The 11,744-nt window shown below is 69.0% G+C and carries 9 protein-coding genes; 4 read left to right on the top strand and 5 right to left on the bottom strand.

The features are described 5' to 3' along the window. Positions 1-84: 84 nt before the first annotated feature. From ACWFRF_RS15930 to ACWFRF_RS15940, 3 genes are read right to left on the bottom strand one after another with little or no spacing between them, the layout of a single operon-like run. A complete protein-coding gene (locus ACWFRF_RS15930; RefSeq protein WP_452450593.1) occupies positions 85-1,227 on the bottom strand; it encodes a bifunctional 2-methylcitrate synthase/citrate synthase in 1,143 nt (380 codons plus the stop codon). 4 nt (positions 1,228-1,231) lie between these two features. Beyond that, positions 1,232-2,146, bottom strand: a complete 915-nt coding sequence (gene prpB, locus ACWFRF_RS15935) for a methylisocitrate lyase (RefSeq protein ID WP_449964591.1) — start codon at positions 2,144-2,146, stop codon at positions 1,232-1,234. Then, a complete protein-coding gene (locus ACWFRF_RS15940) occupies positions 2,146-3,669 on the bottom strand; it encodes an MmgE/PrpD family protein (RefSeq protein ID WP_452450620.1) in 1,524 nt (507 codons plus the stop codon). Before ACWFRF_RS15940 ends, prpB begins: the two co-directional genes overlap by 1 nt. Positions 3,670-4,022: 353 nt before the next feature. Between ACWFRF_RS15940 and ACWFRF_RS15945 the strand changes: the two genes are divergently transcribed. Continuing rightward, positions 4,023-5,447: a short-chain fatty acyl-CoA regulator family protein gene (locus ACWFRF_RS15945; protein WP_378626319.1), complete on the top strand. Its 1,425-nt coding sequence runs from the start codon at positions 4,023-4,025 to the stop codon at positions 5,445-5,447. Positions 5,448-5,458: 11 nt separating this feature from the next. On the opposite strand, the gene recG is transcribed toward ACWFRF_RS15945, so the two are convergent. Beyond that, positions 5,459-7,717, bottom strand: coding sequence for an ATP-dependent DNA helicase RecG (gene recG, locus ACWFRF_RS15950; protein ID WP_378992128.1), 2,259 nt, complete (start codon positions 7,715-7,717; stop codon positions 5,459-5,461). Beyond that, positions 7,718-9,727 (bottom strand): DAK2 domain-containing protein, encoded by a 2,010-nt coding sequence (locus ACWFRF_RS15955; protein WP_452450595.1) that lies wholly within the window; start codon positions 9,725-9,727, stop codon positions 7,718-7,720. 262 nt (positions 9,728-9,989) lie between these two features. Here ACWFRF_RS15955 and rpmB point away from each other — a divergent pair, with 262 nt between their 5' ends. The 3 genes from rpmB to ACWFRF_RS15970 all read left to right on the top strand — a co-directional run bounded on the left by rpmB (position 9,990) and on the right by ACWFRF_RS15970 (position 11,585). Continuing rightward, on the top strand, positions 9,990-10,181 hold the full coding sequence (gene rpmB, locus ACWFRF_RS15960) for a 50S ribosomal protein L28 (protein WP_011210730.1): 192 nt from the start codon (positions 9,990-9,992) through the stop codon (positions 10,179-10,181). A gap of 99 nt (positions 10,182-10,280) precedes the next feature. Beyond that, positions 10,281-10,787 carry a GNAT family N-acetyltransferase gene (locus tag ACWFRF_RS15965; protein WP_387442093.1) on the top strand — a complete coding sequence of 169 codons (507 nt, stop codon included), beginning with the start codon at positions 10,281-10,283 and terminating at the stop codon, positions 10,785-10,787. Positions 10,788-10,796: 9 nt separating this feature from the next. Next, positions 10,797-11,585 carry an enoyl-CoA hydratase/isomerase family protein gene (locus tag ACWFRF_RS15970; protein WP_378626314.1) on the top strand — a complete coding sequence of 263 codons (789 nt, stop codon included), beginning with the start codon at positions 10,797-10,799 and terminating at the stop codon, positions 11,583-11,585. The last annotated feature ends 159 nt before the right edge of the window (positions 11,586-11,744 follow it).

Here is an 11,744-nt window from a genome sequence, read left to right on the forward strand (position 1 = left end):
CGACGGGAGCTGAGCACCGCGACGGTGAGCGGCACACGAACCACTGCCCCGGACGGAGATTTCCGTCCGGGGCAGTGGTTCGGTTCAGCTCGCCCTGGCGACCGGAACCGCACGCTGGGCCACGCCGCGATACTCCGACAGCGGCCGGATCAGCGCGTTGGCGGCCGACTGCTCGGCGATGTGCGCGGTCCAGCCGGTGATCCGGCTCATCACGAAGATCGGCGTGAACATCTCGATGTCGAAGCCCATCAGGTAGTAGGCAGGCCCTGCCGGAAAGTCGAGATTCGGCGCTATGCCGGTTTTCTCGGCCATCGCGGCGGCGAGTTCGTCGTACATGCGGACCCACTGCTGTCCCCCGGTCACCGCCGCGACCTCGTCGAGGGCCGCCTTCATCGTCGGCACCCTGGAGTCGCCGTTGCGGTACACGCGATGCCCGAAGCCCATCACTTTGCGCTTGGCGCCGAGGGTTTCGGCGATCCATGCCTGCGCGTGCGCGGGATCGGCGATCTCCAGCATCGTGTGCATCACCGCCTCGTTGGCGCCGCCGTGCAATCGTCCCTTCAGGGCGCCGATCGCCGCCGTGATGGCGCTGTAGGAGTCCGAGCCGGTGGAGGTCACCACGCGAGCGGCGAAGGTCGACGCGTTGAATCCGTGCTCGGCGTAGAGGATCAGCGAGATCTCGAACGCGCGCACGATCCGCGGATCCGGTACCGCACCGAAGCACATGTACAGGAAGTTCTCGGCGAAACCGAGCTGGGAGTGCGGTGCGATCGGGTCGAGCCCCCGGCGCCTGCGCATCGCCGTCGCGATCACCGTCGGCAGCAGCGCGGTCAATCGCAGTGCGGCGTCGAGCCGTTCGCGCTCGCTCGTACTCTCGGAGGCCGCGTCCTCGGTGCCGAGGTAGCTCACGACCGTACGGACCGCGTCCATCGGGTGGCAGGTCTGCGGCATCTTCTCCAGCAGGGCGAGCACCGACCGGTCGATCCGGCGCTGGGCGCGTTCACGCTGGCAGAGCAGTTGCAGCTGACCGTCGTCGGGGAGTTCGCCGTACCAGAGCAGGTAGGCGACCTCCTCGAAACCGCAGCGTGCGGCCAGGTCCTGGACCGGGTAGCCACGGTAGGTCAGCGAGTTGGTCTCGGCGACGACCTTGGAAATGCTCGTCGTGTCGACCACCACCCCGGCCAAGCCCTTGGCGATGGCGGGTTGTGTTGTGTGTCCACTGGTCATGGCGTCACTCACCCACTGTGAAGTCGAAGATGCCGGAGTCGAATGCGTTGTAGTGCCGGTAGCCGAGCAGTTCGTAGAGCCGAGACCGGTGCTGCATCCGGTCCAGCAGCGCCGATTGTGTTCCAGCCGTCGCTATCTCGCGCAGACCGTCTTCGATCGCGCCCATCGCCAGGCGCAGCGTGGTGACCGGATAGATCACCGCGTTGTAGCCGAGATCGGTCAGTGTCCGCGCGCTCAGCAGCGGCGTCTTACCGAATTCGGTCATGTTCGCCAGCAGCGGGACAGCCACGGCGGCGCGGAACTTCGCGAACTCGGCCTCCTCGGCCAGCGCCTCGGTGAAGATCAGGTCCGCGCCCGCGTCGACGTAGGCTCTTGCCCGCTCGATCGCCGCGTCGAGACCCTCGATCGCGCGTGCGTCGGTGCGGGCACAGATCACGAAGTCCGGATCGCGGCGCACCGCCACGGCGGCCCGGATCCGGCGCACCATCTCGGCGGTGTCGACGACCGCCTTGCCGTCGAGATGTCCGCAGCGTTTCGGGTTGACCTGGTCCTCCAGATGGCAGCCTGCCAGCCCCGCGTCCTCCAGGAGGGTCACGGTGCGGGCGGCGTTCATCGGTTCACCGAAGCCGGTGTCGGCGTCGATGAGGACGGGCAGATCGGTGGCGCGGGCGATCTGGCGGCCACGCTCGACGACCTCGGTGAGCGTGGTCAGGCCGATATCGGGCAGTGCCAGCTCGGCCGAGATCACCGCGCCCGAGACGTAGACGCCGTCGAATCCGATCTCCTGGATCAGTGTGGCCACCAGCGGGTTCACCGCTCCTGGCAGTCGTTGCAAGCGACCTGAGGCCAGCCCGGCGCGGAAACTCGCGCGCTTCTGCGCGGCTGTGGTGTGCGCGGCGAGCAGTCCGGAAACAGTCATCAGAACAGTCCTTCCCGTGCGGCGGGCAGCCGGTCGAACAGCGCGGGATCGACGGTGAAGCTCAGCTGATCGAGCTCGCCTGCGCCGAGTTCCGGTGTGCGCTGGGCGGCATCGAGGAAACGGTTCTGCTCGGCGGGCGTCACGACACCGTCGGCGAGGACGCGGAACTTCTCGACGTACTGCTCGCGCGCGAACGGCCGCGCGCCCAGTGGATGCGCGTCGGCGACCGCGAGTTCGTCGACGATCACCTCGCCGTCGTCGAGAGTCACCACGGCACGGGCGCCGAAGGCCTTCTCGGCCGGATCGGTCGCGTGATAGCGGCGCGTCCACTCGGGATCCTCGACCGTGGCGATCTTGCGCCACAGCGCCACCGTGTCGGGTCGCTGGGCGCGCTCGGGCGCGTAGGAGCGCTCGTGATGCCAGGTCCCGTCCTGGAGGGCGACCGCGAAGATATAGGGGAGCGAGTGGTCGAGGGTCTCGCGGCTGGCGTGCGGATCGAACTTCTGCGGGTCGCCGGATCCGGTGCCGATCACGTAGTGCGTGTGGTGGCTGGTGTGCAGCACGATCGAGGTGATGCGGGCGGTGTCGGTGATCCGCTCGCGCAGTCGGCGGGCGAGGTCGATCGGGGCCTGGCTCTGGTATTCGGCGGAGTGTTGCTTGGTGTAGCTGTCGAGAATGGCGCGCTTGGCCGCGCCCGGAGTCGGCAGCGGCACCTGGTATTCGGCATCGGTGCCGCCGAGCAACCAGGCGATCACACCGTCGGCGCCCTCCCAGATGGGTGCGGGCGCGCCTTCACCGCGCATCGCCCGGTCGACCGCCTCGACGGCCATCTTCCCGGCGAACGCGGGGGCATAGGCCTTCCAGCTGGAGATCTCGCCCTTGCGGGACTGCCGCGTGGCGGTCGTGGTGTGCACTGCTTGGCCGACGGCCTGATAGATGGTCTCGGTGTCGAGGCCGAGCAGCGTGCCGATGCCCGCGGCGACCGACGGGCCGAGGTGAGCGACGTGGTCGATCTTGTGTTCGTGCAGGCAGATCGCGCGCACCAGGTCGATCTGGATCTCGTAGCCGGTGGCGAGCCCGCGGATCAGCTCGGCGCCGGACCGGCCCATGTGCTGGGCGACGGCCAGAATCGGCGCGATGTTGTCGCCCGGATGCGAGTACTCCGCCGCGAGGAACGTGTCATGGAAGTCGAGCTCGCGCACCGCGACCCCGTTCGCCCACGCCGCCCACTCGGGTGAAACTCGCTGCCCGCCGGGCAGTCCGAAGACGGTGGCCCCGTGGCGTGACGAGGCGGCGGACAGTGGATGGGCCGACGCCTGCGCGCGGGCGGTGCGGACCGGACCGCGCAGGACCGACGCGGCGGCCACGGCGGCGTTGTCGATGATGCGGTTGACGATCATGTCGGTGACCTCGCCGGTCACCGCCACCGGATCGGTGGCCACCTCGGCGATCAGCGTGGCCAGATGCTGTGACCGCGGAAAGTCCTCGGCGGCCCCGACGCTGCGAACGATATGGGTTTTCATTGCCATGGTTCGCACGCTACGCACTGGATCTATCGCTGAAAACGGGCTGAACAAGCGTATTTTTGCGTGCGATAGACGACAAATCAGCAACTATTGCGAAGATTGACGATCATCGCCGGATCGGTGATACCGAAGCGCTATGGTTGATTCTCCCGGCAACCACGCAGAGAACGCGCGGGCGGCCCTCGGCGACAATGCGGTCGCCGCACGCGAGCTCGCCTCTGCCGCCGACCGCGACTTCGCATGTTACGCACGGGTAGACACAGGTAAAATCCCTTGCGGGACTGGACTTCTCCCGAGGCATTCGCCACTTTGAGCAAACATTGCGAACAGGTCGCGTTAGGATCTGCGACGTGCGGAAGATGTACGCGGGGGCCAGGCTACGAAGGCTGCGCGAAGAACGGCGGATGACCCAGGCAGCGCTCGCGAAGTCGCTGGACCTCTCACCCAGCTATCTCAATCAGCTCGAGCGTGATCAGCGCCCGCTGACCATTCCTGTTCTGCTGAAACTCAACTCGACCTTCGATCTGGACGTGCAGTTCTTCGCCGCCGACTCCGACGCGCGACTGGTCTCGGACCTGCACGAGGTACTGGTGGAAGCCGCGGGCGGCGGCGACACCGCCCCGATCACCGAGGTCGAGGAACTGGCGACCCGGCTGCCCGAGGTGGCGCGCATCGTCATCGCGATGCACCGGCGGTTGCGCGCGGCGACCGACCAGCTCGACCTGCTGTCCTCACGCGTCGACACACCGGCCGGCGCGCCGGGCACCCCCATGCCGTACGAGGACGTGCGGGACTTCTTCTACGACCACCGCAACCACATCTCGACCCTCGACCATGCCGCCGAGCAGCTGTTCGAGGAATCCGGTCTGAGCATCGGCTCGCTGGATCGTCAACTGGCCAGGATCGCCGAGGAACGCGCCGGCGTCACGGTGCTGGTCCGCGGCGACGGCGCCGACCCGGCCATCCCGAAACGCCACTACGACCCCGACACCCGGACCCTCACCCTGGCCAGGCGACTGCGCCCCGGGCAGCGCGCCTTCCAGATCGCGACCACCCTCGGCCTGCTGCTCTACGGCCGCGAGATCGACAACGTGCTCGCCGAATCCCGGGCGCTCACCGGCGAATCCCGCACCCTGGCCAGGGTCGGGCTGGCCAACTACTTCGCCGGCGCGCTGATCCTGCCCTACGGCCGGTTCCTGCGCTCGGCCGAGGAATTGCGCTACGACGTCGACCTGCTCGCACTGCGGTTCGAAGTCGGCTTCGAGACGGTCTGCCATCGGCTCAGCACCCTGCAGCGGCAGGGTCAGCGCGGCGTGCCGTTCTTCCTGGTGCGTACCGATCGGGCCGGCAATATCTCGAAACGCCAGTCCGCCACCGCGTTCCACTTCTCCCGGGTGGGCGGCAGTTGCCCGCTGTGGGTCACCCACGAGGCATTCGCGCACCCCGGACGCATCCTCACGCAGATCTCGGAGATGCCCGACGGGCGCCGGTACCTGTGGATCGCGCGCACCACCCCCGCCGCCGCGCAGGGGTTCGGGGCGGCGTCGAAGAACTTCGTCATCGGGCTCGGCTGCGACATCGAATACGCCGACCGGCTGGTGTATTCGCAGGGGCTGCAGCTCGACGATCCGCAGGTGGCGGTGCCGATCGGGGCCGGGTGCAAGGTGTGCGAGCGTCCGTCGTGCCCGCAGCGCGCGTTCCCGCAGATCGGGCGGCCGCTGTCGGTGACCGAACACACCAGCACCGACCTGCCGTACCCGCGCCTACCTCGCTGACATCGCGGGGGTCAGGACTTGGCGAGGTATTCGATGCGTTCGCCGTCGACGGCGGCGTGCATCATGCCCGCCAAGCCCGGATGATGCACCAGACCCGGGTCCTCGGCGACGACCTGGCGGGCGAGTTCCTGTGCGGCGGTGATCACCTCGAGGTCGTCGAGCAGCGAGAGCAACCGCAACGACCGGGCGGTACCGGACTGCGCCGAACCGAGGACGTCACCTTCGCGACGCTGCCGCAGGTCGAGCACCGAGAGTTCGAAGCCGTCGGTCGTCGCCGCCACCGCCTCCAGCCGCGCCATCGCTGTCCCGCCCGGCGCGGCATCGGTGACCAGCAGGCACAGGCCCGGGTGCTTGCCTCGGCCGATGCGACCGCGCAGCTGGTGCAGCTGACTCACCCCGAACCGGTCGGCGTCGACGATCACCATGACGGTCGCGTTCGGCACGTCGACACCGACCTCGACGACCGTGGTGCAGACCAGCACGTCGATGGCGCCGTCGTTGAATTGGCGCATCACGTGGTCTTTTTCATCGGACGGCAGCCTGCCGTGCAGCAGGCCGACGCGTACACCGGCGAGCGGACCGGCGCTCAGTGTCTCGTACATCTCCACCGCGGCCGCGGTGGTCGGGCCTTCCTTCTCCGCCTTCTTCCCCTTGGCCGGTGGCGCGTCGGGATCCTCGCCGATGCGCGAACAGACGACATAGGCCTGCCTGCCCTGGCCGACCTCCTCGACGATGCGCTCCCAGGCACGATCCACCCAGCCCGGGTGCAGTTTGCGCGGAACAACTTTCGACACGATCGGTGAGCGCCCCTTGGGCAGCTGGGTGAGCGTGGAGGTTTCGAGATCGCCGAGTGTCGTCATCGCGATGGTGCGCGGGATCGGGGTGGCGGTCATCACCAGCAGGTGCGGGCTGATGCCGTCTTTCGCCTTGGCACGCAACGCGTCTCGCTGTTCGACACCGAAGCGGTGTTGTTCGTCGACCACCACGAGGCCGAGGTCGTAGAACTCGACGGCATCCTGGATCAGCGCGTGGGTACCGATGACGATGCCCGCCTCGCCGGTCATCGCGTCCAGCAATGCCGCCTTCTTCGCGGCCGTCGACATCGATCCGGTGAGCAGCACGACCTTCGTCGAGTTCTCCGCAGCGCCGAGTTCGCCCGCGTTGCCGAGGTCGCCGAGCATCGCCCGCAGCGACCGATAATGCTGGGCGGCCAGGACTTCGGTCGGCGCGAGCAGGGCGCATTGACGCCCCGAGTCCACGACTTGGAGCATGGCGTTCAGTGCCACGATCGTTTTGCCCGAACCCACCTCACCCTGCAGCAGGCGGTGCATCGGGCGGGTACGGGAGAGGTCTTCGGAGATCTCCGCGAGCACCTGCTGCTGGCCTTCGGTGAGCTCGAACGGCAAGCGCTCGTCGAAGGTGGCGGCGATGCCGTCGGCCGAGGGCGGGCAGGCGGGGGCGGTGCGGCCCTCCACCTCGTGGCGGCGTTCGGCCAGCACGAGCTGCAAGGCGAGCGCCTCATCGAAACGAAGCCTGTCCCTGGCCTTCTCGATATCCAGCTTGTGCTCAGGGAGGTGGATCAGGCGCAGCGCTTCCGAGAGCGCAAGCAGTTGGCGCTCCTCGCGCAGGTCGGCGGGCAGCGGGTCGTCGATGGGGTCGAGCTGGTCGAGTACCTGGCGAATGCAGGCCAGCAGGTCCCAGCTCTGGACCTTCGCGGTCGCCGGATACACGGGCACGAATTCGCGCTCGAAGAACGAGGCATCCACTCCGCCCGCGCCTTTCGCGCTCTGCGCCAGCCCGCGCAGCGCGCCGCTACCGCGCACGGAGGTGAGTTCCTCCACGCCGGCTTCGGCCTTGTCGGGCAGGATCAGGTAGTCGGGGTGCGAGAGGTTCCAGCGGTCGGGACGCCACCAGTGCACGGTGCCCGACATCATCGCTCGCACACCTTCTTTCACCAGATATCGCACCTTGTCGCCGTTGAAGAAGGTGGCTTCCAGTGGACGCTGGGCGCCGGTGTCGAGCTGCACCTTCAACAGGGAGCCGCGCCGGTTCTTCATCGGGCGCAGTTCGGTTTTCGTGATGCGACCGATGACGGTGATGTGCGCACCCTCCTCCGGCTCCTCCTCGGTGAGGGGCTGCCCCTGCGTGGCGTAGCGCACCGGATAGTGGCGCAGCAGATCCTCGACCGTGGACATGTCGAACGCCTCGGTCAGCCGGTCGGCCGCCTTGACGCCCAGCACATGGTCGAGCCGGTCACTCAACGTCGCCATCTACTCGACCCCTATCTGCACCAGATCCGCTTGCTGTCCACCGGAATACACCACCACCTCGACGCCGGGGAAACCGGCCGTCACATGCTCAGCGAGCACCTGCGCCAACTCGGGCCCCGTATCGGCGCCCATCAGCAGCGTCACCAATTCCCCACCGAGACCGAGCATCCGGTCGAGCAGAATGCGTCCCGCGCCGACCACATCGGGGTCGATCACCACCACATCCTGGCCGACGAGCCCGAGTCCGTCACCGGGAGAACACATTCCGACCATCGTCAGGGCCCGCACCCGAGCAGCCCGCAGGGCACCCCAGCGCATGGTCGCCGCCGCCTCCGACATCGCGAACGCGTCATCCACCGCGATCCGCCCGCGATCGTGCACCGCCAGCGCCGCGAGGCCCTGCACCATCGACGCGCTCGGCAGCAACAACACATCACGCGACCCGTCACGCGCGGCCACACCGACCGCGACGAGTTCCTGCGCGGGCAGGGCGCCGTTGGGCAACACGAGCACCTCACGATGTGGCATCCGCCGAATCGCGGTCAGCAGAGTGCTCGTATCGACCTGCCGATCCCCGCGCAACACCACCGCCCCGGCATCTTCGAACAGGCGCGTGGCGGCAGCGCCTGCCACCACCGCCAGGACGCCACGGTCCGCGAGGACACCGCGCGCGGCGGGATCGCCGAAGACGCGACCATCGCGAGCACCGCCGGTGACGGGAAAGACGTCTCCCGCCGCGGGACGCGACAGTCGATCACCGGCACCGCTCGCAACCTGCGCGCACACCGCGGAGTTGTCTCGCGCACCCGTCCCGCCCCGCGCGTGCCGCGCACCGAGCCGGTCGGCGCCTCGCGTGTGGTGGCCGTGATCGTGATGGCCGGGCTCGTGGTGGCCGCTGTGCGGCGCGGTCACCGCGAAACTCTCGATTCGAATGCTCGTCACCGTGCCCACCGCGAGCCCGGCCTCGATCGCCGCCCCCGCGTCGCGGCAGTGCACGTGGGCCGACCAGGTGCTGTCGCCGTCGCCGACCACCACCACCGAATCACCGAGAACGGCGAGTCGATCGCGCAGCCCACCCGCGGCGGTCTCGTCGGTGCCGGAGATCACGTACATGACCTCGAAGTGTGGATCAGCGTCCCGATCACGGTGATCATGGTCGTCGCGTATCCGCTGCTCCCGGCCGTCGGAAACGGCCTCCCCCTCGCCGTCGCGCGCCGGTTCGTGATCGATGTCACCGGACCCGCCGGGCAGAGTCGCTCCCTGCTCGTCGCCGTCGTCCGGCCGCCGGTGCGGCCCCTGGTCCGCGCGCTCGCCCCGCGTGTATCTGACTCGCGCGGGAGCCTCACCGCAGACTTCGGCCACGAGGCAGTCGAGCAACACCAGCAGCCCGCGCGCCCCCGCGTCGACGACTCCCGCCGCGCGCAGCACGCCCAGCTGGGTCGGAGTCCGGCTCAGTGCCCGCGCGGCACCTTCGGCGGCGGCACGGGCCACCTCTTCCAGGGAGGGTTCGGCGACCTCGGCGGCCGCGGCGGCGGCGCGGTCGAGGACCGTCAGGATCGTGCCCTCGACCGGGGCACTCAGTCCCGTGCGCACGAGCACGGCCGACCGCCGCAATGCCTCCTGCAGCCGCGCACCGGTCAACGGGCCTGCGACAACGGCCTCCGCGATCCCGCGCAGGACCTGCGACAGGATGATGCCCGAGTTTCCGCGCGCACCCGTGGTCGCGCCGCGGGCCAAGGCCTGGGCGACGAGGTGGGACGTGGCGTCCTGTGCGTCGAGCACGGCCCGCTCCGCCGTCGCGACCGCGGCGCGCATGGTGGCCAGGAGGTTGGTCCCGGTGTCGGCGTCGGCGATGGGGAACACGTTGAGCGCGTCGATCTCCGCGCGGCGTAGCTCCAGGTCGGTGCGGCAACCGCGGGCCCAGACCAGCAGATCGGGGCCGTCGAGAGACTCCCGCACGTGCGCCACCGCCACCTCGCTCCCCGTTCTGCGTACCCGCGCGCCGAGCACGCACGCCAGGTTAGCGGCAGCTACCGACCGGGGTACGCTGACCTCGGACGGGCCCTCAGCCGGGCTGTGCTCGGCAGGTCGACCGGGATACCCGGTTTGGAACTTCGAGGCCCGGCCCGCTAGTCTTGCAGGGTTGCTTTGTGCGGCCCACGTGGGTCTGCGCTGGCCGACGACAGTCGGCAAGGCATTTGACGACATCAGTTTCCGGTTCAGCGGGCATACGTGCGCCGCTGTCCGCTTATGACATGAAGGAGCTCGCGACATGGCTGCCGTTTGCGACGTCTGCGCCAAGGGCCCCGGTTTCGGGAAGTCGGTCTCGCACTCGCACCGGCGCACCAACCGTCGCTGGAACCCGAACATCCAGACCGTGCGTGCGCAGGTTGCCCCTGGCAACACCCGCCGGATGAACGTGTGCACCTCCTGCCTGAAGGCGGGCAAGGTCGTCCGCGGCTGATTTTCAGCCCGTACATTCTGCCGACAATGCCCCGGCACCCCTCGTGGGTGATCCGGGGCGTTGTCGTACAACGGCCCCGCGCCCTCGAACGAGCGCGCCGTGTCTGACTGGCGGATCGCGCCGCTCACGGCGAACCGGGTCACCGAACTCGCCGCGTGCCACATCGCCAGCTGGCGTGAGGCCTACGACACGCTCGTCCCCGCCCACATCCTCGACGGCTTCGACCTCGAACGCTCCGCGATCAATTGGGAACGTCGTCGTGCCGCGGGCACCCACCGTTTGCCGGTCGCGCTGGTCGGCGACCGCCTGATCGGTTTCGCCGCCGGGCGGGATCTGCCCGTACCGGGTCGACCGGCGGACCGGTGCCCGTCCACCGAGGCCGAACTCGAAGCGCTCTACGTCCGCAGTGCCTGGCACGGCACCGGCATCGCCGACGCCCTGATCGAGGCGGCGGCCCCCGGATCGCCGTGCACCCTCTGGGTCTTCGCCGACTATCCGCGCGCCCACGCCTTCTACCGCAGGCACGGCTTCACCGACACCGGCAACCGCCGCACCGACCCGTTCACCCTGCTGCCCGAACAATTGTGGCGACGCGAGCCGGGTTAATGTGACGCCATGAGTACCACCGAACCGGTCGCCGCCGCCGAGATCATCGACGGCGTGCTCCAGCTGACCATCGCCACCTCCGCCGCGGGCACCTCGATGGATTTCGACCTGATCAACGCGGGCACCGCGGCCCTGCGCGCCCTCGACCCGTCGGTCGGCGCGATCCTGCTCACCGGCGCGGGTGCGAACTTCTGCGCGGGCGGCAATGTCCGCAATTTCGCCGGGGCCGATGACCGCGGCGCCTACCTGCACCAGCTGGCCGACGAACTCCACGAGTTCGTCCGCGCGCTCGCGGCCGCCCCCGTTCCCGTGATCGCCGCGGTGCAGGGCTGGGCGGCGGGTGCGGGCATGAGCCTGGTCTGCGCCGCCGACATCGCGATCGGTGGGCCCTCGACGAAACTGCGCCCCGCCTACCCCGGCATCGGCCTGTCCCCCGACGGCGGCATGTCCTGGCTGCTCCCCCGCATCGTCGGCCTGGGCCGCGCCAGCGAGATCCTGCTCACCGACGCCGTCCTCGACGCCGACGAAGCCGTCCGCCTGGGCATCCTGAGCCGCACGGTCGCCGACGACGACATCCGCGCCGAAGCCCTCCGCCTGGCACAGACCTTCGTCAACGGCCCCCGCGCCACCTACTCGGCCATGAAAAAACTGCTGGCCCAGTCGCCCACAGCGATTCTGGACCAGCAGCTGGACGCCGAACGCGACAGCATCTCGGCCGCCGCGAACAGCGACACCGGCCGCGAAGGCGTCGACGCCTTCGTCGGCAAGCGCAAGCCGAACTACGTCGGCCTCACCTAGAAGCCACCAACTTCGACATAGAAGTCACCAACTCCCGCGACTGAACTGACCACCCCGGCGCGACCAACGCCACGCCGGGTGTCAGCCACCACGGGTTTTCGGCCGCCTCGCATCCGAAGGGCGAGACGGAACGCCGAAGGCGCAGTATCGCCCTTCGGA

It is taken from the genome of Nocardia sp. NPDC055165 (assembly GCF_053606985.1).